20 protein-coding genes and 3 pseudogenes are annotated in these 24,095 nt (G+C 29.0%); 2 read left to right on the forward strand and 21 right to left on the reverse strand.

What is annotated here, in order from left to right; all coding sequences use genetic code 11:
- Positions 1–20: 20 nt before the first annotated feature.
- The 8 genes and pseudogenes from ACWPW7_RS18460 to ACWPW7_RS18495 all read right to left on the reverse strand — a co-directional run.
- Complete coding sequence (locus ACWPW7_RS18460) at positions 21–1,142, reverse strand: response regulator (protein WP_454054695.1); 1,122 nt, start codon at positions 1,140–1,142, stop codon at positions 21–23.
- A gap of 184 nt (positions 1,143–1,326) precedes the next feature.
- Positions 1,327–4,389, reverse strand: coding sequence for an ATP-binding protein (locus tag ACWPW7_RS18465; RefSeq protein ID WP_454054696.1), 3,063 nt, complete (start codon positions 4,387–4,389; stop codon positions 1,327–1,329).
- 1,314 nt (positions 4,390–5,703) lie between these two features.
- Complete coding sequence (locus ACWPW7_RS18470) at positions 5,704–6,171, reverse strand: hypothetical protein (protein WP_454054697.1); 468 nt, start codon at positions 6,169–6,171, stop codon at positions 5,704–5,706.
- Between the two features lie 87 nt (positions 6,172–6,258).
- Positions 6,259–7,365 carry a LolA family protein gene (locus ACWPW7_RS18475; protein WP_454054698.1) on the reverse strand — a complete coding sequence of 369 codons (1,107 nt, stop codon included), beginning with the start codon at positions 7,363–7,365 and terminating at the stop codon, positions 6,259–6,261.
- Entirely contained in the window at positions 7,365–8,807 is a 1,443-nt protein-coding gene (locus ACWPW7_RS18480; protein WP_454054699.1) for a HAMP domain-containing sensor histidine kinase, read from the reverse strand. Before ACWPW7_RS18480 ends, ACWPW7_RS18475 begins: the two co-directional genes overlap by 1 nt.
- Entirely contained in the window at positions 8,804–9,508 is a 705-nt protein-coding gene (locus ACWPW7_RS18485) for a response regulator transcription factor (protein WP_454054700.1), read from the reverse strand. The genes ACWPW7_RS18480 and ACWPW7_RS18485 overlap by 4 nt, the downstream gene beginning before the upstream one ends.
- Positions 9,509–9,712: 204 nt before the next feature.
- Positions 9,713–9,898, reverse strand: a pseudogene (locus ACWPW7_RS18490) (ArsC/Spx/MgsR family protein); the annotation flags it as partial.
- 45 nt (positions 9,899–9,943) lie between these two features.
- Positions 9,944–10,182, reverse strand: a pseudogene (locus ACWPW7_RS18495) (hypothetical protein); the annotation flags it as partial.
- A 338-nt stretch (positions 10,183–10,520) separates the two neighbouring features.
- Between ACWPW7_RS18495 and ACWPW7_RS18500 the strand changes: the two are divergent.
- The gene (locus ACWPW7_RS18500) at positions 10,521–12,593 is read left to right on the forward strand and encodes a methyl-accepting chemotaxis protein (protein WP_454054701.1); all 2,073 of its coding nucleotides are present in this window, start codon (positions 10,521–10,523) and stop codon (positions 12,591–12,593) included.
- Between the two features lie 172 nt (positions 12,594–12,765).
- Positions 12,766–12,992, forward strand: a pseudogene (locus ACWPW7_RS18505) (transposase); the annotation flags it as partial.
- Positions 12,993–13,346: 354 nt separating this feature from the next.
- On the opposite strand, the gene ACWPW7_RS18510 reads toward ACWPW7_RS18505, so the two are convergent.
- From ACWPW7_RS18510 to ACWPW7_RS18570, 13 genes are all read right to left on the reverse strand, one after another.
- Positions 13,347–13,703, reverse strand: coding sequence for an arsenate reductase family protein (locus tag ACWPW7_RS18510; RefSeq protein ID WP_454054702.1), 357 nt, complete (start codon positions 13,701–13,703; stop codon positions 13,347–13,349).
- A gap of 237 nt (positions 13,704–13,940) precedes the next feature.
- Positions 13,941–14,339 (reverse strand): F0F1 ATP synthase subunit epsilon, encoded by a 399-nt coding sequence (locus ACWPW7_RS18515; RefSeq protein WP_454054703.1) that lies wholly within the window; start codon positions 14,337–14,339, stop codon positions 13,941–13,943.
- Between the two features lie 10 nt (positions 14,340–14,349).
- Positions 14,350–15,750 (reverse strand): F0F1 ATP synthase subunit beta, encoded by a 1,401-nt coding sequence (gene atpD / locus ACWPW7_RS18520; RefSeq protein WP_454054704.1) that lies wholly within the window; start codon positions 15,748–15,750, stop codon positions 14,350–14,352.
- Between the two features lie 21 nt (positions 15,751–15,771).
- Positions 15,772–16,626, reverse strand: coding sequence for an ATP synthase F1 subunit gamma (gene atpG, locus ACWPW7_RS18525; RefSeq protein ID WP_454054705.1), 855 nt, complete (start codon positions 16,624–16,626; stop codon positions 15,772–15,774).
- A gap of 27 nt (positions 16,627–16,653) precedes the next feature.
- Complete coding sequence (atpA, locus tag ACWPW7_RS18530; RefSeq protein ID WP_454054706.1) at positions 16,654–18,261, reverse strand: F0F1 ATP synthase subunit alpha; 1,608 nt, start codon at positions 18,259–18,261, stop codon at positions 16,654–16,656.
- A 16-nt stretch (positions 18,262–18,277) separates the two neighbouring features.
- Positions 18,278–18,826: an ATP synthase F1 subunit delta gene (gene atpH, locus ACWPW7_RS18535; RefSeq protein WP_454054707.1), complete on the reverse strand. Its 549-nt coding sequence runs from the start codon at positions 18,824–18,826 to the stop codon at positions 18,278–18,280.
- Positions 18,814–19,305, reverse strand: a complete 492-nt coding sequence (gene atpF / locus ACWPW7_RS18540) for a F0F1 ATP synthase subunit B (RefSeq protein ID WP_291564909.1) — start codon at positions 19,303–19,305, stop codon at positions 18,814–18,816. Before atpF ends, atpH begins: the two co-directional genes overlap by 13 nt.
- 114 nt (positions 19,306–19,419) lie before the next feature.
- Positions 19,420–19,686 (reverse strand): ATP synthase F0 subunit C, encoded by a 267-nt coding sequence (gene atpE / locus ACWPW7_RS18545; RefSeq protein ID WP_039633733.1) that lies wholly within the window; start codon positions 19,684–19,686, stop codon positions 19,420–19,422.
- Between the two features lie 41 nt (positions 19,687–19,727).
- Positions 19,728–20,414: a F0F1 ATP synthase subunit A gene (gene atpB, locus ACWPW7_RS18550; RefSeq protein ID WP_454055538.1), complete on the reverse strand. Its 687-nt coding sequence runs from the start codon at positions 20,412–20,414 to the stop codon at positions 19,728–19,730.
- Positions 20,415–20,495: 81 nt separating this feature from the next.
- Complete coding sequence (locus tag ACWPW7_RS18555) at positions 20,496–20,891, reverse strand: ATP synthase subunit I (protein ID WP_291564904.1); 396 nt, start codon at positions 20,889–20,891, stop codon at positions 20,496–20,498.
- Positions 20,892–20,922: 31 nt separating this feature from the next.
- A complete protein-coding gene (locus ACWPW7_RS18560) occupies positions 20,923–21,396 on the reverse strand; it encodes a hypothetical protein (RefSeq protein WP_454054708.1) in 474 nt (157 codons plus the stop codon).
- A gap of 591 nt (positions 21,397–21,987) precedes the next feature.
- Complete coding sequence (locus tag ACWPW7_RS18565) at positions 21,988–22,815, reverse strand: phosphoenolpyruvate hydrolase family protein (protein WP_454054709.1); 828 nt, start codon at positions 22,813–22,815, stop codon at positions 21,988–21,990.
- Between the two features lie 16 nt (positions 22,816–22,831).
- Positions 22,832–24,043, reverse strand: coding sequence for a Tm-1-like ATP-binding domain-containing protein (locus ACWPW7_RS18570; protein ID WP_454054710.1), 1,212 nt, complete (start codon positions 24,041–24,043; stop codon positions 22,832–22,834).
- Between the last annotated feature and the right edge of the window lie 52 nt (positions 24,044–24,095).

Below are 24,095 nucleotides of genomic sequence, written 5' to 3' on the forward strand. Positions count from 1 at the left end.
CGGAGAATTTTAATTCTCCGCTATAAATTCATTAATAAAGTTTTATAAAGTTTCTTAGTTGACTCTTTTGGCTCTATATCAAGTTCCTCTTTTAATAATTTATTTAAATTCTTGTAATAGCTAACCAATCTAATTTTTTGTCTCACATGAGAATATACTTGCATTATCAATTCATGAGCTTCTTCATCAAAAGGATCTTTTTTAACTGCCTTTTTCAAATATTCTTCCGCTTTATTGTAAGATTTATTTTTCATATAATATTTAGCTATATTCTTCACACCATTTACATAATATCTATCAAACTTCTCATTTAATTCTATAGTCCAGAGATAGTCCTCACTTCCAAATAATACTCCTTTATATAAATCTATGGTTTTTTCATAATTAACTATATTTTTTTCATTAACTAAAGGATTATTTTTAATAAAAGTTTCAAACTCCCAAGCATCACAATAGAAATCATTAAGGTCTATTCTATACTTTCCCTTTTCGTAGCTTACTATATCTTCTATACCTCCATCTCTAAAAGCAGTTTTTAACCTATATATAGCACTATGTAGATTATGTTCTGCTTTTTTAGGTGGTGAATCTGTCCAAAGTATATCACAAAGATGCCACTTATCTATTTCTTCTCCCTCACTATAGATAAAATATGCAACTAATTCTTGAACCTTTATAGTAGGCCACTTAATTTCTTTCTCTAAATCTCCATAAACTTTAAAACGTCCTAAAGAATATATTTTATTTTTTTTATTTGACGTTAATAAACTTTTCCTTGCATTGTAATTTTTTAATAGTCTATTTACCGTTATATTTAACTCTTCTTCCGTAATAGGTTTTAATATATAGTTTACTGCATTAACTTGAAAAGCACCTAAAGCATATTTTTCATAAGCACTTACAAAGACTATTTGTATATTTTCATCAATACGCATTACTTCTTTAGCTAACTCTATTCCGTTCATACATGGCATTTCTACATCTATAAAAATCACATCTGGTAAAAGTTGCTCTATACTCTCCAATGCTTCATTAGGATCAGTAAATTCTCCTATTATATCTAAATGTTTGTTTTTATTAATAATTATTTTCATTAATTCTAAAATTGGTCTTTCATCTTCTATAATCACAGCTCTTATCACTTCTATCCCCCACAGCCATATTATATTAGGCCTCTGAAAGAAAATAATAGACTACAGATATCATCTATTTTTGTTATACAAAAAATCTGCTCCCACACACAATTCACCTACATTAAATCTGATGATATAGGTGAACATTAAATATCCATCACTATGATTTATTATTTTCTTTAAAATGCCTTAATTATAAATTTTTAATAGATATAGCTACAGTAGTTCCTTCCCCTTCAATACTGTAAATATCTATATCTGCTTTAGTCAATCTTCTAATTCTTCTACCTATGTTTGAAAACCCTATCCCATTATTTTTATCTTCAATATTTTTTAAACTTTCAACTTTGTCAGCTGACATTCCCACCCCTGTATCTTTTACTACAATATAAATTAGTTCTTTTCTTCTTTTAACAGATAGATATATAGTTCCACCTTCCTTTTTTTTGCATATACCATGCTTTACTGCATTTTCTATCAATGGTTGAATAGATAGCGATGGAATTTTCTCATCCATAAGCTCTTCTTCAATGTCATATTCAATTTTAATTTTATCTCCAAAACGAGCCTTTTCTATCTGTACATATGCATCCACCAATTGTAGCTCCCGACTTAATGGTATAATCATCAGTTTATTATCTATATCAAAAGCAAGCCTTAGGTATCTACTGAAGTCTGTAAGAAGTTCAGCTGCTTTTTTACTATCTGTATAACAAAAATAAATTATAGTACTTATTACGTTATATAAAAAATGTGGCTTTATTTGTGCTTGCAAAAAAGCTAGCTCATTTTTTAATACATCTTCCATAGATTTTTTTAGTGTAATTAAAGTTCTTACTCTTGCTCTTATTTCTTTTTCTTCAAAAGGTTTAGTTATAAAATCATTTGCACCTGCTTCAAAACCTAAAAATAAATCATAATTGGTATTTCCTAAAGTTGATATTAATATTGGTAATTCAATAACCGAGTATTTCTCCCTAATTTTTCTGCATACATCTATACCAGAAATTCTTGGCATCATTATATCTAATAATATTAAATCAACTTTATTATCTTGAATTTTTTCTAAGACTTCTTCTCCCGATAAAGCAACTAATACATTATATCCTTCTCGCCCCAATATATTTAAAGCTGTTTGAATATTAAATATTTCATCATCTACTATTAAAATTGTGCTCTCATATGCCTTTTCATTATCTGCTTCTGAATAATCTATTGAAGCTGGTGTATGGAAATATTTCAATTCCTCTCTATTAGCTACTCTACATAAATTACTTTTTCCCTCCCAGTAAGGTATTGAAAATACAAACCTACTTCCTTTATTGGTCTCTGACCAATCTAAATATATTTGCCCTTCCATCAATTCAACTAACTGACGGCTTATATATAGTCCTAAGCTAGCTCCTTCTGAATCTAAAAACTCGTAAGGTTCAAATATTCTTTTCTGTTTATCTCTAGGTATTCCACACCCTGTATCCTCCACTGATATATAGATCATATTATTAACCCTATTACTACCTATTTTTATAATGCCTTCATCCATACTTGCAATAGAATTATTAATAAGATTAAATAAAATCTGTCTTACTCTATTTTCATCAGCTTTTACCATTATTGATTCTTTTATGTTATTAATAATTTCTATATTTTTATTTTGCATCATATATTTAAAGGCTTCTATTACTATATTGGTACAAACTTTAATGTCTACTAAGGATATATTAATCTTTAATTGACCATTCTTTAATAAAGTTACATCTAAAATATCATCTACAATATTAGATAGCCTTAAAGCTATGTTTTTTATTATTATTATGTCTTTAATATTTTTTTCTTTTAAATGATTACTATTTTCCTTAATTATAGTTTCAGCAATATTAATTATCCCGTACAAGGGAGCTTTTAATTCATAAGATGTCTTAGTAACAAATTCATCTTTAGTCTTGTCCATTTTTATAAGCTCTTCTGACATCTTTTCCATAGTTTCATATGTCTTAACGAAATTATATGCCAATGTATCAGCTGTAAATATTATGAATCCGAAAACCCCTATTGACCCTACTATATTTGAATGTATTATATTAAAAAAATATAAATAATTATTTCCTAAACAAATACCTAGACAGATTATAGATTTTGACAGCAAAAGTATTCCTTTTCTATCTAAAGCTCCATAGAAATTTTCTAAATACATAATTATCAACCTGAAAATTATCATTATTATAAAAACTATGTTTAAAATAGACATACTCAAATTTAAATGTGAATATATTGAATATGGAGCTATTAAAGGTATTACTATATATGGGATACTGACAATATTAGCTATTTTGACTATTGAATTAGGTAATATTTTCTCATCTATACCTTTTATAATCCCTGCTAATGGTATTATAGTTAAGGCATTTACAGTTTGCTGAACCCTACAAATTAAGTTAAAAGGTATACTCGGGAAAAATTGTAATATTGCCCTTTCTCCATTTACAAGAAGTGTTACCGAAAATATTAAGAAATATATACCTGAGTATAGAAAACTTTTATCCTCATTTCTCATAAAATATATACTTAAATGATAAATACCAAATAAGAGTACTAGCATAGCTCCTGTTAACTCAGCAGATAATATTGCTATAGTTATAAAATTGATATCTTTTTGTAGTCCAAAATGTATTTTATGTAATATTCCTCTATAGAGATAATCAAAGTTAGCTGTCTGTAAAATTACTTCAATTTTATCTCCGCTAATGTTAAAATAGGTACTATAAGGGGTATTTCCGGGGTAATATCCCTTATCTTTTTCAGCTGGATTACCACTGGAACCTTTAAGTATCCCATTAATATATACTCTATTGCTCATTCTAATATTACCTATCTTCATCCCAAATATCTGATCAGAAGGATTAATTTTTATAGTTAATCTATAAGTGCCAGTACCTTTTGGTGGTATATTTTGTCCATTTATTTTTCTTTTTCCAGTTGATGAGAGTTTAGCGTATCCAGTTAGTTCAGGTTTTTTATTACTTCCTTCCCTAAAATCTTCTGGCATAAGTATCTGATTATCATAATATTCCCATTCTCCATTTAATCTTATGGCCCCATTTTTTACAAAATCCCATTGTGAAAGATCTATCTTTCCTTTTTCTTCAACAGGTACATTTCTAGAAAAGATTTTATTTCTAAAATAACTTGGATCTAATACAAAAAATTGAATTGTTATCATTACTAGGACTATAATTACTTTTAATATTTTTTTCATTAAATCTTATTACTCCTTTTATATGATTAATAATAGCTACCACAGTAGATTATAACAATATATGGTTATTATATAAATATTTACCATGAATTTTTTAATTATATTACCAAATTACTTTTTTGAAACTTATATCTTATAACCATATTCTCTCAAAGCTCTCACAAATTTCTCACAAAACACCCACAAAAAATTTAATATTTAGAATGTAGTTCCTAATTTTAAATTTATTTTTAAAATACTTATGGACATCCTACAAACTAAACATTATCTCAATTACTATATTTATTACTTTCTTAACTTTTTTATTTTAGTAACTTATTTACCATAATTAATTTATATTTCTTAAAAACATTTATATTCTATTTTAAATATAAATCTATAGTCTTATCTAAAAATAATAACACCTCCTACTGCCATAATTTTCCATATTAAATTGTAATCAATTTAAAATTATATTAGAATATTACTAAGACTTAAAGAAATAGTTATTAAATTAATTAAACTTTTATAGTGTGACTAAAAGTAATTTTTTAAAGGTGATAATATGAGATTAGGTACATTTTCAAATATTAATAATATAAGTATTTATACTATAAAGCATTATATGGATTTAGGACTAATAATTCTTGAAAAGATAGGTGGACAATATTTTTTGATGAGAGGTGTAAAAAATCTCTAAAAGATATTTTTTATATTAAAAATATGAAGTTTTTTCTTAGAAATATCTATGAACATTTATTATAGGATTGACTATACACTGCGGTGGATTACAGTATAGGTAAACTTAGATTTTTATAAAATATGCTTAAAGTCCAATAAGAAAAGATAGGGCTAACCCTATCTTTTCTTGATTTTAGATAATAAAAATACAGTATTAAAATATTGATGTAGTGTAAAAACTATATCTTAAGATTAAATAAAACATCTTTTAAAAAATAATAAGTCAGTATGTTAGGTTATTTTGAATCGTGTTACGTTATCAGCACCAATCCGTGATATTCTATTATTGCTTTCAGTAGGAAATTTTATTTCCATATTTAGAACTTCAATATATACATTTGATATGGAATTATATGTTTTAAAAATTACAGAATCAGCATTAAACTTTGCTACTACATTTATACTATTTTTATTTAATGTATGGATTTATATTAAAAGAAAATAGCTTCTTCTGTAAGAATACTTTCTTTTATACATTGGTTATGTTTTAAAAGAATATTGATACCATATGATTTTAAGGGAAGCTATTTTTTCTAGCTTCCCTTAACTCTCATTTTTAAAAAATATTGCAGCAATTAAATTTTAAAAGTATATTCATTTTCTTATGTAAAAATCATAGTCAACGTCCACTAATTCATTAGGTAACTTTTCATTTAGAAATTCTACTATTTTATCATAGTCTTTAATTTCAAAGTAAAGGCTATGATGAAATCCATCTCCAGAGTAGGAAACTTTTATATTTTTCCCCTTATTTATATGAACTTCCTGTATCTTATTCCAAGAGATAAATTGTAAACCACGATATACAGATGTAAATCCATTTGAAGTTACACCAGATTTGAAATAATCAATCACATATAAAATTATTCCTAATATCCCCAATAAATAATGTATCCATGTCCTTGCATATGCATAGGTAATGTATATGATAACCCCACTACCTATTAAAAAAAATATTTTTTCAACAAGATTTTTCTTTGTGGTTATCACTAATTCTTTTAAAATCTTAAATTCTTTAAAAATAATACTAATAAATAAAACAATCAAAACCCAATTCACCATATAAATCATTTCCCTTTAAGTTAATATAAATAATCTTTATTGCACACATCAAAATATAAAATTGTAGCTAACCTATCTCTTAAATCTTTAATTGAAATTCTCCATTTTATCTAATTCTTTTATAAAAGCTTTTACATCTTCAATGTTCTCAGAAGGAATTATATTATACATCACATCCCCTTCTGACCAACCAATAATAGATATGCCAGCCTTAAGTATAAATCCTTTCTCCCCTCTTATAGTAATCTCCTCACTACTGGGAACTTTTTCATCTTTTGAATAAATTTTATTGCTTTTACTAAGTGACATTTTAAAGTAAGGTTTATTATCTTTTTCATATTGTATAGTTATTTCATCATTCACCGACTCACTTCCATACTGAAGAAGTTTAATATCCTTAATTTTATAAGATGATGACTCAGGAAAATATATAAAGGATTTTCCCAAAAAATCGTTTACTTCTTTTAAAGTCATAGTTTTTGTCTTTGGTCCAGTGGTATCAAAATTTTCTATTTTTACGTCTTCTGGAGTTTTTTGCGTAAACATTTTATCTTCAATTTTAGGTGAGAAATCAATTTTAGTATATTCGCTCTCAACTTTTAAATCTCCATCATAGGAAGTACTCTTAATTACAAACCAATTTTTCTTGTCTATCCACATGTCCTGTTCTGGAAATATGCTATTCTTTTCTTTAGGTACTGCTTTTATATGATAAGTCTCCATACCATTTATCTTTTCTTCTCCAACAGTACTTATATTGTGGCTTTCCTTTATATTTTCTAAAAATATTTTAGTTTGTTCTCTTTGAGATCTTATAGGCATTCCTAAATTATCTAAACTTTTCATAGTTAAGACTTTTTTATCACCAATATTATATATCATGACAATATTTCCATCATTTGTAGATACTATTTCAAGTTCATTCTTATCAGAATATGATTCAATTCTAACCCTCATTTTATCTTTAGAAATATCTTGCCATTCCTTTGCAATCTTATCTACAACAATCTTATTATCTTTATCATACATACGAGTTCTTGACTCCCCATAATAAGATCTCACATTATTCTCTGATTCCATTGCATAAGATACTATTGTTTCTGGTAAAATACTATTTTTTGTCCCACAACTAGAAAATATAATTAAACTTAACAAGGCCCCCATAATTGTAGAAACAGCTCTTTTTTTCTTCATTATAATTCTCCTCTTTCCCTAATTATAAAACAAGCTATTAATGTACCACTCTCCTTACTTGATGAAATAATTATTCTTCCATTATGCTTATTAATAATTAACTTTACTATACTTAATCCAAGACCAGTTCCAACCTTTTTATTTCTTGAATTATCAACCTTATAAAAAGGTTCTAAAATTCTATCTATATCTTCTTTTGGTATTTCTTCTCCTTGGTTTTTAATTAATATAACTGCTGTATTTTTTCTAAATTCTTTAAGCTTCTTTTCTTCCTCTTCACATATCCAATCTGGAAGTGAAAACTCCTCTGAAAAAGCTCCCATATGAATTGATTTTCCTTCGCCTGTATATTTAATTGCATTACTCATTAAATTATCAACTATTCTCATCATCTGCTTAACATCAACCTTATAGTTTCCCTTAACATTTATCTCTGTATTATAATTTATATTACTTTTTTCACAAACTTCCTCATAACCTGAAAGAAGCATCTGAAAAAACTCTTCTCCATCTACATTAACAAAATCCATAATATAATTTGAAGAAAGTATTGTATACATCAATAAATCTTCTAACATATTACTCATATAGTCACATTTATTCAATATGCTAAGAGCATATCTTTTGCTGGTTTCTTCCGCCTTAGAAATGATTAATTCAGTATAAGCTCTTATTGATGTTAATGGCGTTTTTAAATCATGAGAAATTGCTGCTATCATATATTCCTTTGATTTTTGCTCTCTTTCTATTTCATAATCCTTTTCTTTAATTTTCTTCTTCATATCATTAAAATGATTTATAAGTTCCCCAATTTCATCCTTTGACATATAATTTATACAAGTTTCTTCTCCTTTTGCAAAATCCTTTATGGAATCTATTAGCAAAAGAAGTGGTTTATTAAACTTCCTGTCCATTAATTTAATCATCCATATTAAAACTGCTATAAAAACAATAATAAATATACTAATCACTACAATAGTACCACTATTCACCCCTTGAATTATCTTGGTTCTTAATATTGTTACTTCATAGAATCCAATTATATTTCCTCTATCAAAAACAGGCTTTTTCAAGGTATCTGCTCTAAATCCGTGTTTTATTTCATAGAGGTTTGAATAAAGCTGCTCTTTAGAAATTGAATATAATACACTCTCATTAATAGATGAATATAATCTAATTCCATTTTTATCATATATAACTATCTTAGTACTATTTCTATCCTCTTCATCAATGAAATCTACTTCCTTAAAAGGATAAGCATAAAATTCTTTGTTGCTTAATAGCTTATCGTATTTTTCAAACTTTTTTATACTATTGATATAATCATCTATTTCTGTCTTTTCGTTGTAACTTTTCATCCAAAGAAAAAGCATCATACCAGTTAATATAGGGATAAGCACCACCGTTATATATGATAGTGTAAGCCACTTTTTTATCCTCATATTAATTTTTCTCCTACAAATCTATACCCAGTTCCCCATACAGTCTCAAGAAACTTTGGCTTTTTAAGATTATCCTTTAATTTATCTCTAATTTGTTTTACATGGACAGTTACAGTATTATTTCCATCTATTTCTTCTTCTCCCCATATAATTTCATAAAGTTCCTTTTTGCTAAAAGATCTCTTTGGATTTTGTGCCATTAAAATAAATAATTCAAATTCTTTAGAAGTTAAATGTACATTAATGCCTTCAATTTCTACGTATTTATCTTCTTTATTTATGCTAAGTCCATTTTTATATTTTAAAAGATTATTATCTTCATTTATGCCATTGTATCTCTTATATCTTCTTAAATTAGATTCTATTCTTGCTTGAAGTTCAATCAAACTAAAAGGCTTAGTTACATAATCATCAGCTCCTAAATTTAATCCCTTTACCTTATCATAATCTTCACTTTTTGCACTAAGAATAATTATAGGTATATCACTGGTGAGTCTTATATTCTTACAAAGAGTTAGTCCATCCATTTCAGGCATCATAATATCTATTATCAGTAGTTGAAATTTACCTCTTTTAAATTCTTCATAACCCTCTCTTCCTGTAGATGCCCAAAGAGTACTATAACCATTATTTTCAACATACTCTTTTATACATAAAGCTATTTCCTCATCATCTTCAACAATCAATATTTTTTCTTTCATAGAAAGATCCCTCCTACGTTTCCAATTATAAACTATATTTAGATAAACTTTATAAAACTTTATAATCCCCTTATAAATTATATTTTTAATGGTATTTACCTTACAATAATAAAATGAAATCTTTTTATAAAACTTTTCATATTTTAAAAGTTAATAAATAAATTAGAGCATTAGATTTCTCCAATGCTCTAATTTGTTTCTACTTTATTTAAGTTTCTCTGCCCACTGTTCTTCTTTGAATCCTACTAAAACAAAATCTTCTCCTACAACTATTGGTCTTTTTACAATCATTCCATTGGAAGATAATATATCTAAAAGCTCTTCTTCACTAGAAGTTTTGACTTTGTCTTTAAGATTCATCTCTTTGCATAACTTTCCACTACCATTGAATATTAATGATGCATAGTGTAAAGTCCATAATACCTTAGAGAATGCTTATCTATAGACTATATTTTTAAAATTTATGTCCGATAATACCTTTAAGGGTAAATATACGAAATATGTAAAGAAATTTGTTCTTAGCATATTTAAAAAGACAATGTTGTCAGGAGTGCAATTAGACATACGCTTACCTTTTGGAATAAATCGACGTATCAACCGGTTATGCCTTTCATTGGTTCATTTTTCAAATGATGAAATGGGTAAGTATAATACACTATGGATTTTTTATTTATTAATGCAATTTCATTTTACAATGAGTCACCTAAATAAAACATAAACATTACCTACAATTAAAATATTTCTTAGATAGATTCCACTGTACTGATAAACGTTACTGCCTTATTGTATATTCGAGGTACTCAAGTTGAGCTGACATCCAACTTATTCGTAAACTGCTTATCAGACAGAGGTGTTAGTCTTTCAATAACAAGATCCATGCCTCAAGGAGAGTTCGATATCACTCTATCTAATATAGTTGTTATACAGAAATCACCTGTATAAATATACAGTTAATAAAGGGTTATAGGTTACCTTTATCAACCTAAATTTATTATATAAGGAGTATGAATATATGAAAAAAAATTTTAGTATAAAAAACAAGCTTATAATTTCTTTTCTGTCTTTAATTTTAGTGTTTTTAGGTTTACTAGGTTCTATAATCTACAACAAAGTACAAAATCAAACCAAAGAGGATTATATCCAATCTATAGAAAAGCAAATAACTCAGGTGGATAGTAGCTTTAATAATTATATTGTGTCTTTTGAAGAAAATATAAATATGTTTTCTAAAGAACTAAATAATTTAGAGAATCAGATAACTTCGTATGTTAATAAAAAGTATAAATCTGATGAAATACCTATGACTCCTCTTAAAAATGGAAGTTTTGAAGCTTCTGCCTATAAAAAATTTGAAAACTTTACAAAAACTCATGATGGAGTAGAAACTGTTTCTATATCTTCAGAGGATAATGGCGGATATATGCAGTATCCAGCGATATCAAGAAAAAAAGGATATGACCCTAGAACTAGAGATTGGTACAATGAAGGTAAAAAAAATAAGGATGAGATTTCATTTACAGATGTATATAAAACATCATCTGGTTCTATGGTAATGTCGGTTATAAGCCCAATTAAGGATACAAATTCAAAATTTAAAGGGGTTATAACCTTGGACATAAATTTAAAAAAATTATCTGAAATGAGTAAGAATATAAGAATAGGTCAAGATGGCTATCTTATTGTAACAGATAAAGAGGGTACAATAATAGCTGATGGCGAGGATGAAGGTCTTGTTTCTAAAAGTATAAAAGAACTTAATGTGAAAAAACTGGATGACCTGTCAGCATATACTAATAATAATTTTACTACAAAAATGGATGATGGTAAGGAATACTTAATAAATGTAAAAAAATCATCCAATGAAAAATTAGGATGGTACTATATATCCTTTGTAGGAAAAGCAGAACTTGTAAAATCTGCAAATAGCATAGGGATTATGATCTTAATTTCTACTATTATATTTGCTATAGTTGCAGCATTCGTATGCATACTTATAGCAAACAAAATATCAAATCCTATTAAATATGCAGCTGAACATATAAAAGAAATGGGAAGAGGAAATTTTACAATTCCAATAGAAGAAAAATATTTTAAATTGGAAGATGAAATTGGAGATATTATAAAATCATTAGATAAGATGCAGGGTTCTATAAAATCTATGCTATCAAAGGTAAAGGAAAGCTCTGAAGTGGTTTCACAAGAGGGAGAAAAGTTATTATCAGCTTCAGAAGAAATGACAGGATCCTCAAATGAGGTATCAAATGCCATACAGGCAGTGGCTATAGGAATTTCAAACCAAGCAGGAGAACTTGTAAAAGCAACTTCGATTTTATCAAGTTTTGGAGAAAGTCTTGATGTAGTTGTAAATGAGTTATCCTCAATAAATGAAAATTCCGTCAACATAAATTTGATGGCTAATGATAGCAATAAAAAGATGGCGAACATGATGGTATCAGTGAAAAATGTAGGAGAATTTTTTAAAGACTCTTTAGATTTAATATCTAAACTTGATTATAACATAGACCAAATAAGTGATATGACAGATTTAATAAATAGTGTTTCAGATCAAACTAATCTTTTAGCACTAAATGCAGCAATTGAAGCAGCAAGAGCAGGAGAATCTGGAAAAGGATTTGCTGTGGTAGCAGATGAAATAAGAAAGTTAGCAGAAAAAAGTAGGGATTCTTCTGAAAGTATAAATAAATTGGTAGAAAATATAGCTAAAGATAAAAAAGATATTATGGACAGCACTGGAAAGATGAAAGGAGAATTAGATAGCCAATCTGAAACAATAAAAGAAACAATACATATATTTAAGGAGATAATAGACGCAATTGAAAATGTTGTTCCTAAAATACAAAATGTTAATAATTCAGCATATTCTATAAATGAAGAAAAAGATGATGTTTTATCTAAGATGGAAGGAAGTTCAGCTATTTCAGAAGAAATAAGTGCATCTTCAGAAGAGATAGGTGCATCATCAGAGGAAATGCATAATTGTTCAAAAGATGTATCTGTAACTGCGGAGAGATTAAGCGAAATGACTAAAGTGATGAATGAAGAAGTAAATAAATTTAAAATATAAAGTACTATTGAAATAAAAAAGCTCCATTTTATCAGAAAATAGAAATATTAATCATTATAATAAGTACAATAATTTTATAAAATAATCAAATTATTAGGTTTAATTACCTATGACTTACATGCATTATAATGCTAATGTATAATATATAAAAAGATGAACTGGAGCGTAACTAATGAAAAGCTGGTCAGTTAATTGAGATGTTATAAACTCTATATTTAACTTTCCTGCTGATGTACGCAAGTTTATGTACACAACTAATACTATTGAAAGCCTTAATGGTATTTATTGTAGATTGAATCGTCAGCGAAGTGTATTTCCAAGTGACACTTCTTTGCTTAAAGCATTGTACTTAGCAACTTTTGAAGCTACAAAAAGTGGAGTTTGCCACTTAGAAATTAGGGTAAATTTTATGGAGAACTATCCATAATGTATGAAGGAAGACTTCCTTAAAGCTTGCAGCTAATATAAAAAACATACCCTTATTAAGGGTGTAAAATGTATCCTATAGAGTAGACAATTTTAAAAAAGTCTATCCTATAGGTTTTTTTTATGTATAATTAAACAAATAAATTATGTGAGGGGTTAGTTTAATGAGTAATAGATAAACTTTATAATCCTCTTATAAATTATATTTTTAATGGCATTTACCTTACAATAATAAAATGAAATCTTTTTATAAAACTTTTCATATTTTAAAAGTTAATAAATAAATTAGAGCATTAGATTTCTCCAATGCTCTAATTTGTTTCTACTTTATTTAAGTTTCTCTGCCCACTGTTCTTCTTTGAATCCTACTAAAACAAAATCTTCTCCTACAACTATTGGTCTTTTTACAATCATTCCATTGGAAGATAATATATCTAAAAGCTCTTCTTCACTAGAAGTTTTGACTTTATCTTTAAGATTCATCTCTTTATATAACTTTCCACTACTATTGAAAAACTTATTTATAGGCAATCCACTTTTATGTAACCATGCCTTTAACTCTTCTTTTGTGGGATTATTTTCAACTATATGTCTATCTTCAAAATCCACATTATTTTCAATTAACCACTTTTTAGCTTTAATACAAGTAGTGCATTTTGGGTACTGTACAAATAATATTTTCATAATAAACACCTCCATTAAATGTTTTTACATTCTTATATTCTTATAATATCAGATAGTCAGGCATCTGAAAAATAATAATATTCCAAAGATGTTAGTATATTTTATATCAGAGCAATGCGCCAGGTTCTGTTTATAGTGGTACTATGGGTAGGTTAGACGACACAAACGGAAACTTAATAATAAAACACTATCAATTTAAATATTTTTATAAATTGATAGTGCCTTATTTGTATATTTTTATTGAATCTCTGTTATATTAATTCGGTTTATAGCCCTTTTCAAAGATACTTCCGCCCTTTCAACATCAATGCCCTCAGGATTTTTTAGTCGTTCTTCAGCTCTTTCTTTTGCTTTTTTAACTCTCTCTATATCTATCTCATTCGGCCATTCAACAGCATCGCAAACTATTAATACATTTTCTTTATTTACTTCCACATACCCGCCAGCAATGGCTGCTTCTTTAAATTTTCCATTCTGCTTAATCCTTAGTTTTCCGATACCTATAAGAGATATTAATGGAGCATGACCTTTTAATATTCCAAGATCTCCATTTACACATCTTAATATAACCATATTTACATCTTCGTCAAAAAAAATCCCATTAGAAGTTACTACTTTTAGTGAAAATAAAGCCATTTAAATCCTCCTAATTTTTTATTTTTTTAGCCTTTTCCACAGCTTGGTCTATGGTACCTACAAATAAAAATGCTGCTTCTGGAAGATCATCATGCTTTCCTTCAAGTATCTCCTTAAATCCTCTTATTGTTTCCTTTAAAGGTACATATTCTCCAGGTATTCCTGTAAATTGCTCTGCTACGCTAAATGGTTGAGATAGGAAACGTTGAATTCTCCTAGCTCGAGCTATGGTTTGCTTGTCCGCTTCTGATAATTCATCCATACCTAATACCGCTATAACATACTGCAACTCCTTGTACCTTTGAAGAACTCTTTGTACTTCACGAGCTACATGATAGTGTTCTTCTCCAACAATTAGAGGATCTAAAATTCTAGATGTTGAATCTAAAGGGTCTACTGCTGGATATATTCCTAGTCCCGAAATCGTACGTGAGAGAACAGTAGTTGCATCTAAATGAGAAAATGTTGTTGCTGGAGCTGGGTCTGTTAAGTCATCCGCTGGTACATAAACTGCTTGAACAGAAGTAATGGAACCTGTTTTTGTAGATGCAATTCTTTCTTGTAGTTGTCCCATTTCTGTTGCTAAAGTAGGTTGATAACCAACAGCACTTGGGATACGTCCAAGAAGTGCTGATACCTCAGATCCCGCTTGAGTAAATCTAAAGATATTATCTATAAATAATAGAACATCTTGCCCTTTACTATCTCTAAAATATTCTGCCATAGTAAGTCCTGTTAGTGCAACTCTCATTCTTGCTCCCGGTGGTTCATTCATCTGACCAAATACCAAGGCAGTTTTATCTATAACTCCTGAATCTTTCATCTCATGGTAAAGATCATTACCTTCTCTAGTTCTCTCTCCAACACCAGTAAATACTGATAATCCTCCATGCTCTTTTGCAATGTTGTTAATAAGTTCTTGAATCAAAACTGTCTTTCCAACTCCTGCTCCACCGAAAAGACCAATTTTACCACCTTTTGCATAAGGTGTCATTAAATCGATAACTTTTATTCCAGTTTCAAATATTTCAGTAGCTGTTTGTTGTTCTTCAAGTAGCGGTGCCCCTCTATGGATAGGCATATATTCATCAGCAATTAATTCACCGCCCTTATCGATGGTTTCTCCAAGTACATTAAAAAGTCTTCCTAAAGTTACATCACCCACTGGAACTTTGATTGGTGCCTCTGTATCTATTGCTTCCATACCTCTTATAAGTCCATCTGTCGAAGACATGGCAATGCATCTTACTGTATCTTCACCTATATGTTGAGCTACTTCTGCTAATACTTTATTATTAGCATCTTTTATTTCAATAATATTTAAAAGCTTAGGCATATTATCCTTATTAAATCTTATATCTAACACAGGTCCAATAACTTGAACTACTTTGCCCGTGTTCTTTTCTAACATCCGATTTCCTCCTCTGCTTATTTATTTAAGAGCTTCTGCACCACCTACAATTTCTGTTATTTCTCTAGTTATTGAGGTTTGTCGAGCTCGATTATATCCTAATTCAAGATTAGCTATCATTTCTTCAGCATTATTAGTTGCTGATTCCATAGATACCCTTCTTGCTCCTTGTTCGCTAACAGAAGATTCAACCAAAGCACCATATATAGAAATATGAATAAATTTAGAAATCAAATAATCTAGCACTGCTTCCGGTGATGGTTCGCATTCTAACTGAATATTTTTATTAGTATTTTCAGATTCCACAGTCTCTACTGGAAGAAGTCTTACTAAAGTAGGTATTTGAGATAATGCATTTTTAAAAGTAGTATATACTAGATTTATCTCGTATACTTGGTGCTTTTTATATAAATCTATAGCAAGATTGCCTATATTAACTGCATCTGCAAATTGTGGATTCTCTGATATAAGGTCAAAACTTTCTACTATTTCATAGTTATTTCTAGTAAAATAGTCTATACCTTTTTGGCCTATAGGTATAACTAATGCCTGTTCCTTATCTTCAATAATATTTTCAGTAAGTTTTAGCACATTATTGTTATATCCACCTGCCAAACCTTTATCAGAAGTTATTACAATAAACAGCTTGTATTTTGCTTCTCTTTTTTCATCCTCAGGATAAGTTAACTTAGCTACGGAGGTCAGAAGCCCATTAATACTTTTAAGCACGATTTTTTGATATGACTCTAATCCCTCTAAGCGCTTTCTAGCCTGTCTGAGTTTAGATGATGAAACAAGCTCCATTGCTCTGGTTATTTCTTTTGTGCTATTCACACTTTTTATCATTCTTTTAATTTCTTTCATCCCTTGAGCCATACTTCCACCTCTCTTCTTACATCATTTTCATTTGAAGAGCCCCAAAAATTCCTCTATAGCTTTTATAAGCTCAGATTCTATTTCTTCAGTAAGCTTTTTAGCACTAGCTATTTCTTTCTCTACATGTGAATAATTATTTTTCATAAATTCTAAAAATTCCTTTTCAAAAACCTTAATTTTTTCTATAGGAATATCATTAATATATTTATTACATACCACATATAGAAGCATTACTTGTCTTTCCATTGACATAGGGCAATACTGAGGTTGCTTTAATATTTCCATTATCCTCTCCCCATATGACAATGTTTTTTGGGTTTCCTTATCAAGCTCCGATCCAAACTGTGCAAAGGATAGAAGTTCCCTGTATTGCGCAAGTTCAAGTTTTAGTCCACTAGATACCTCTTTCATAGCCTTAGTTTGAGCAGCACCACCTACTCTTGATACTGACAAGCCAGAATTCACTGCTGGTCTTTGTCCTGAGGAAAATAATTCTTGCTCTAAAAATATTTGACCATCCGTTATAGATATTATATTTGTTGGAATATAGGCTGAGATATCTCCTGCAAGAGTTTCTACTATTGGCAACGCCGTTATAGATCCTCCACCATTTTCATCATTAAGCCTTGCCGCCCTTTCTAGCAACCTGGAATGCAAATAAAATACGTCCCCTGGATATGCTTCACGTCCTGGTGGTCTCCTCAAAAGGAGAGACATGGTACGATAGGCAACTGCATGTTTTGATAAATCATCATATACAATCAACACGTCCTTCCCATTGTACATGAATTCTTCTGCTATAGACACGCCTGAATAAGGGGCTATATATTGCATTGCATCTACCTCACTTGCTGTAGCAGATACTATAATTGTATATTCCATAGCTCCATTCTTTTCCAAAGTATCTATCAATTGAGCTACTGTAGATCTCTTTTGTCCAATGGCCACATAAATACATATAACATCTTGATCTTTTTGATTTATAATTGTATCTATTGCCAATGCGGTTTTCCCAGTTTGTCTGTCACCTATAATAAGTTCCCTTTGCCCCCTGCCAATAGGAATTATAGAATCAATAGCCTTTATTCCTGTTTGCAAAGGTACAGCTACAGATTTTCTTTCAATAACTCCAGATGCCTCCGCTTCAATAGGCCTAAACTTGTCCGCATTAATAGTTCCTTTACCATCTATTGGTTCGCCAAGAGCATCAACTACTCTTCCCACCAATGCGTCTCCTACTGGGATTTCTACAATTCTTCCCGTTCTTTTTACTATATCTCCTTCTCTTATATCTTCACTAGGTCCTAATAGTACACAGCCTACATTATCTTCTTCAAGGTTGAGAACCATACCATATACTTGATTTGGAAATTCTAATAATTCTGAAGCCATACATTTTTCTAATCCATGAATTCTTGCAATACCGTCTCCAATTTGAATAACAGTACCTGCGTCTAACACATTAAGTTGCTTTTCATATTTTTTAAGTTGCTCTTTTATTATTGAATTTATTTTTAATGCATTTATTCCATTAGACTGAAAATCATAGTCTGCTTCAGTTAAATTTAGTTTTTTTTCATACTTCTCAATTTGCTCCTTTATGATAGAGCTAATTTCATCTTTTCTAGAATTCATTAAGTTTACTCTCCTATCATAATTTAATAATTGAATTATTTATAGACGTATGAATATCATCTAGTCTTCCTTTAATACTTACGTCAATGAGTTTATCTCCTACTTTAAGAACAACTCCACCAACTATAGACTTATCAACTTTATTGGAGAGAATAACTCTTTTTTGAAGCTTTTTAGTTAAAATTTCTTTAAGTTTTTTCATACTATCAGCATTTATGGGAAGTACAGTATAAACCACTGCTTCAATAACTCCATATTTGTCATTTATCTTATCATCAAAATCCTTACCAATTCTATTAAAATAGTTTTCCATACTATTGTCTATTAAATTGTAACAAAGGGTTAGCACTGATTTTGACACATTCTCCTCAAAAACAGAAGTTAATATATCTTTTTTATCCTCTTTTGAAAGCTCTGGATGTTCAAGTATAATTTGAAATTGCGGTTCTCTTTTTATCTCATCTGATATAAATTTAAGCTCATCTCTAAATTCATCAAGTTTATCTTCATCAAACATTAACTCATTTAAAACTTCATTATATTTTTTATAAGTTACTCTATCCATTCCACTTCACCTACCTCATCGATAAACTTGTTTATCATTTCTTGGTGAGTATCTTCGTCTAAATTTTTGTCAATGGCTGCTGAGGCTACTAACATGGCCATTTCCACTATGTCATGTTTTAAACCTGCCATAGTTTTTTCTTTCTCCCTTTCAATACTTTCTTTAGATTTTATAAACATACCATCTACTTCAATCTTTGCCTCTGCAAGAACCTCCTGCTTTATTTTATCTTCCCTTTGTTTAGCTAAAGCTATAATTGTTCTTGCTTCGTTTTTCGATTCTTCTATTTTTTGCTCATATTGATTTTTTAAAACATTAGCTTCCTTAGCTTGAATTTCAGCTTCAAAAATATCATTTTCAATTTTGTTTTTTCTAGCATTAACCATATCGGAAACTGGCTTAAATAAAAAATGCTTAACTACAAGAAATAGAACCGTGGTTGAAATCAACTGAGATATGAAAATAGGCCAGTCTGGCATAATATTTATTTGAAAATTCATGACTTAAATACTCCTTTCTATGCAGTAAACATGGATGAAATCACATATTCATACATGAGCATTGCTAAAATACACTACACGCTATTCTATATTTTATAATGCTTGCATTAAAGGACGTACAACTATTAGAATAAGAGCTATAATTAACCCATAAATTCCACTTGTTTCTGAAACCGCTTGTCCTAATATCATAGTTTGAATGATATCTGACTTTGCTTCAGGTTGTCTTGCAACCGCTTCCGCTGCTTTACCTGCCGCATACCCCTGTCCTAATCCTGGTCCAAAAGCTGCCAATACAGCTATACCTGCTCCTATCGCTGAGCAACCTAATACAAATGCTTCGCTTGAAATTCCTTGCATATTTATATTCCTCCTTAAATAATCAATTCTTCATTTTAATATTACTTAGTTTTTTTCGTTTTATTGCTTATAAACACCATGGTAAGCATTACAAATATAAAGGTCTGAACAATGCCTACAAAAACATCAAAATATGCGTTTAAAAATGGTGCTATGAAAGGTATAGTAATCATAGATATACTATTTAATGCACTAAAAACTAGAGCTATTATTATAGTCCCGCTTATCATGTTTCCAAATAATCTAAAAGATAATGCAATTGGTATTACCATTTCACTTATTAAATTAATAGGCAACATTATTGGCGTAGGCTCCGTAAAGCTTTTTAAATAATCCTTTATACCATTACTATTTATACTGTTTAAATGTATCAACATAAAAGTAATCATTGCCAAGGCTAAAACTATACTGTAATCAGCTGTGGGAGCCTCTAAGCCTAAAAGTCCAAGCAAATTAGCGAATACTAAAAATAAGCTTATTGTTCCTATATAAGGGGCAAAACCCACTCTATTTTCACCCATAGTATTTTTTACTAATGATTCAACCGCCTCTACAAAAAACTCTGCAATAGTAACTATGGAACTTGGCTTCTCATCAATTTTTGTATTTTTTATCTTTCTACCAACAATAATTGAAAATATAGATAACAGTATAACTATTATCCAAGAATTTATAGCATTACCATTTAAACATATTTCCTTGCCGAACAATAGGAAATTTATGTTCATATTCACGCTATTCACCTCCTATATTACGGTGAATCTATATCATTTTGACAATACCGCTCAAAATATTTAATTATATAAACTTTATTGTTTTTTTATAAATTTAAACAAGCCCTTTTTATAAAAGACACCAAAAATTATAGTTATCTTCACAGAAAATAAACCCAGTATAGCAGTATAAAAATTTAAATAATCTGCTATATACGAAATAAATATGACAATACCATAAATAAAAGTTCTCATGGCATAATTTCCTAATATAAAAAATTTTATTTTTTTCTGTGCCATATATAAAGACCTTTCTATGCTAATGCACATAAGTCTAAAGTTTAAAACCGTAATGCATGTACTAAAAAGTAAGCCATATATATATTCCTTTGGATTTGAAACTATAATAAGAATTAACATGGATAGTATTAAGGCAATCGATAATGTTCTTTTTATTATCCACAGTTGATAATTTTCTTCTGTAATAATCATTGGATTAATACCTCCCACTTACTTTTATAGTTTAAATTAGATAAATTTCTTTATAACTACTCCCGTTAAATTTACTTTTTAATAGATTTCTAATTTTATTCCTATAATCTAAAAATAGAATAAGTGGACTAAATAGTTGGGTAATATTGTATTTATTTAAATGATTCTGAAAAAATGTTAAATGACTGTATAATAATTCAGAATTTTCTCCAAAATGATTTTCTTCCTTAATAATAAATCCTATGTTTTTATATCTATATGGAACAATTCTTCTTTTAGGCTTTGATAAATTAATTTTTAAATTGTTATGTTTATATGGGATAACTTTACTCTTAAATAGTAGGTAGGAAAATTCTCTATAATTTTCTCTATATAAATTGATTACATTTTTAATATCCAAGGAAGAAATTTTGTGTTTAATTTCAAATAATCCTAAATTTAAGATTTTTAGCGATATTAAAAGAATTATATTAATTATTACTAAGTATTTCTTTGTTTTTCTCAAAATTTCTCCCTCCTTTTCATGATAATTTATTATAACATAAATTAAGTAACTAATATAAACTTAATTTACCCTTTAAAATCAATTATTAATTTGTCAACCAATTCTATTATATTTTAGAAATATGTCATTTAGATTTCAAATCATTTTTTTGTATTATTGTAAATAATGATAGCATATAATGCAACTTTATGCTATTATCAAACAAATATTGGTGACATTATTTCATTTACAAGTAGTTTTTCTTTAATTTTTCGTTAAATTTTATTATTTAATATGATATTTCTAAATAATCATCATTCTTGAATTCAACTAAAATTTCATTTAAAAGCATAATTACAAATATTTTATAATATCCAATAAGTATTCTATCAATTATCTAAAGTATGAAAGTTAATTTTCGTAATAACTGCTAAGAAAACAAAACATCATAAGGAATCTTTAGGATAAGCTATCAATTGAGGAGATTAATTATGGTGAAATTTACGTGATAAATTTGAGGACAGTTAAGTAATGAATCTAAAATCTAAATAGTTAATTAATATTAAATACAAAAAAAGCGAAAGGTTTCATGTCCTATCGCTTTTTCTGTATTTATTTCTTAATATTTTTAAATGCTTCAGTTTGATTTTTTATACCAACCTCAGTAGCAAATCTTTCTATACTTGATGCTCCAAAGAAACCTTCAACACCATGAGTTTTTGATATTATATATTGAGCATCCTCTGGTTCTGCTATTGGGCCACCATGACATAAGATTATGATATCTGGATTTACTGACTTACCAGCATCACATATCTCTTGTACTTTTACAACACAATCATCTAATGTAAGTGCTGTTTTAGCACCAATAGTTCCTTTTGTAGTTAATCCCATATGAGCTACTAATATATCTGCTCCTGCCTTTGCCATTTCAATAGCTTGTTCTTTATCAAATACATATGGTGAAGTTACTAGATCTAATTCATGAGCTTTTCTAATCATCTCTACTTCTAAACCATATCCCATTCCTGTTTCCTCAAGATTTTGTCTAAAAACCCCATCAATAAGCCCAACGGTTGGGAAGTTTTGTACTCCTGCAAAGCCCTGTTCTTTAAGTTGCTTTAGAAATGGTTTCATTACTCTAAATGGATCTGTTCCACAAACCCCTGCTAATACAGGAGTATCTTTAACAACAGGTAGCACTTCACTTCCCATTTCAACTACGATTTGGTTAGCATCACCATAGGATAATAACCCAGCAAGAGATCCTCTTCCTGCCATTCTATATTTTCCAGAGTTGTATATTATAATTAAATCAACTCCACCAGCTTCAGCACTTTTAGCAGAAATGCCTGCTCCAGCACCTGCTCCTAAAATTACTTTTCCTGATTTAATTTCATCTTTTAATTTATTTAGAATTTCACTACGTGATTTTGACATTTTAAATTCCTCCTAACTATTTTTCATTTAATAATTGAACTAATTTTTGTGCTGCAGCGATAGAAAATTCTTCATCATTAATATTTGAATTTATTTCTATAATCTCTACTAATGGATTAGTTATATTTTCTTTTAATGTTTTAAATAACATGGCATCTTCTTCAACTCCATAGAATTGTTGACCTTCTGAATCTAAAAGAGAAACCCCTTTTAATGGAAGTAATAGTGCTGTTTTTATTTGAGCCATATTCAACTTCTCAGCAATGATTAAACCCAATTGTCTATTTTCTTCCACTGTAGTACGCATTAATGTAACCGTTGGATTATGTTTATAAAAATTACGTCCTACATATTTACTTGGAACAGATGATATGGGGCCAAAATTAACCATATCTAATGCTCCAACCGAAACAATTTGAGGTATTTTATTAAGTACAGCTGCTTCAAGTCTATCTTCTCCTGCTGCCATATTTCCCCCAAACAATTGATCACACCATTCCGTTGTTGTAATATCTAAAACACCTTCTATATAACCATCTCTTATTAAGCTTTCCATAGCTTTTCCGCCAGTTCCTGTGGCATGGAATATTAAAACCTCATACCCAAGCTTTTCTAAATATTCTCTAGATTTATTTATACAAGGAGTGGTAACGCCAAACATAGTTGCAGCAATTAAAGGTTTTTTATTTAAATCAATTTTGCTTTCAAATTTTACCATGCCTGCTATAGCAAAAGCAGCGTTAGTAAAAATTTTTGTTGAAATAGAATTTAACCCTGCTACGTCAACAATAGATGGATACATAACTATATCACTAGTTCCTACATACATAGATATATCTCCAGCTGCAACGGTAGATACCATAACCTTTGGTACCCCTATTGGAAGTGCTCTCATTCCAGGAGTAACGATTGAAGTACCACCACTTCCCCCAAAGGAAAGAATTCCATCAAATTTTCCTTCTGAATAAAGCTTTGGTAATAGCTTTTCCATTCCTCTTGACAAAATATCTGTAGCTAATGCTCTATCTTTTTTTGCTACAATTTCTTTAATGTCACCACCTACAGCTTTTACCACTTCATCATTAGATACATCTGGTGTAAACTTAGGTTCAAAAACCCCTGTGTGAATCATAAAAGTTTTTAACCCTAAACCTTCAATTATCTCTTTAACATAGCTGAATTCTTCACCTTTAGAATCAAAAGTTCCTGCGATTGCAATCGTCTTCATAGTTAACCTCCTTAATAATTTTTTTCTTTACTTTAACTTGATAATACAACTA

The organism is Clostridium sp. Marseille-Q7071, assembly GCF_965112025.1.

Bases quoted from the DNA above. Each gene is read 5' to 3' on its own strand.
- ACWPW7_RS18500 (WP_454054701.1), top strand. From the start codon at position 10,521: ATGAAAAAAAATTTTAGTATAAAAAACAAGCTTATAATTTCTTTTCTG.
- ACWPW7_RS18510 (WP_454054702.1), bottom strand. From the start codon at position 13,703: ATGAAAATATTATTTGTACAGTACCCAAAATGCACTACTTGTATTAAA.
- atpH (WP_454054707.1), bottom strand. From the start codon at position 18,826: ATGGATAGAGTAACTTATAAAAAATATAATGAAGTTTTAAATGAGTTA.
- ACWPW7_RS18570 (WP_454054710.1), bottom strand. From the start codon at position 24,043: ATGAAGACGATTGCAATCGCAGGAACTTTTGATTCTAAAGGTGAAGAA.
- ACWPW7_RS18465 (WP_454054696.1), bottom strand. From the start codon at position 4,389: ATGAAAAAAATATTAAAAGTAATTATAGTCCTAGTAATGATAACAATT.
- atpF (WP_291564909.1), bottom strand. From the start codon at position 19,305: ATGCCAGACTGGCCTATTTTCATATCTCAGTTGATTTCAACCACGGTT.
- atpE (WP_039633733.1), bottom strand. From the start codon at position 19,686: ATGCAAGGAATTTCAAGCGAAGCATTTGTATTAGGTTGCTCAGCGATA.
- atpD (WP_454054704.1), bottom strand. From the start codon at position 15,750: ATGTTAGAAAAGAACACGGGCAAAGTAGTTCAAGTTATTGGACCTGTG.
- atpG (WP_454054705.1), bottom strand. From the start codon at position 16,626: ATGGCTCAAGGGATGAAAGAAATTAAAAGAATGATAAAAAGTGTGAAT.
- atpB (WP_454055538.1), bottom strand. From the start codon at position 20,414: ATGAACATAAATTTCCTATTGTTCGGCAAGGAAATATGTTTAAATGGT.
- ACWPW7_RS18485 (WP_454054700.1), bottom strand. From the start codon at position 9,508: ATGAAAGAAAAAATATTGATTGTTGAAGATGATGAGGAAATAGCTTTA.
- ACWPW7_RS18475 (WP_454054698.1), bottom strand. From the start codon at position 7,365: ATGAAGAAAAAAAGAGCTGTTTCTACAATTATGGGGGCCTTGTTAAGT.
- ACWPW7_RS18565 (WP_454054709.1), bottom strand. From the start codon at position 22,815: ATGTCAAAATCACGTAGTGAAATTCTAAATAAATTAAAAGATGAAATT.
- ACWPW7_RS18480 (WP_454054699.1), bottom strand. From the start codon at position 8,807: ATGAGGATAAAAAAGTGGCTTACACTATCATATATAACGGTGGTGCTT.
- ACWPW7_RS18515 (WP_454054703.1), bottom strand. From the start codon at position 14,339: ATGGCTTTATTTTCACTAAAAGTAGTAACTTCTAATGGGATTTTTTTT.
- ACWPW7_RS18470 (WP_454054697.1), bottom strand. From the start codon at position 6,171: ATGGTGAATTGGGTTTTGATTGTTTTATTTATTAGTATTATTTTTAAA.
- atpA (WP_454054706.1), bottom strand. From the start codon at position 18,261: ATGAATTCTAGAAAAGATGAAATTAGCTCTATCATAAAGGAGCAAATT.
- ACWPW7_RS18555 (WP_291564904.1), bottom strand. From the start codon at position 20,891: ATGATTATTACAGAAGAAAATTATCAACTGTGGATAATAAAAAGAACA.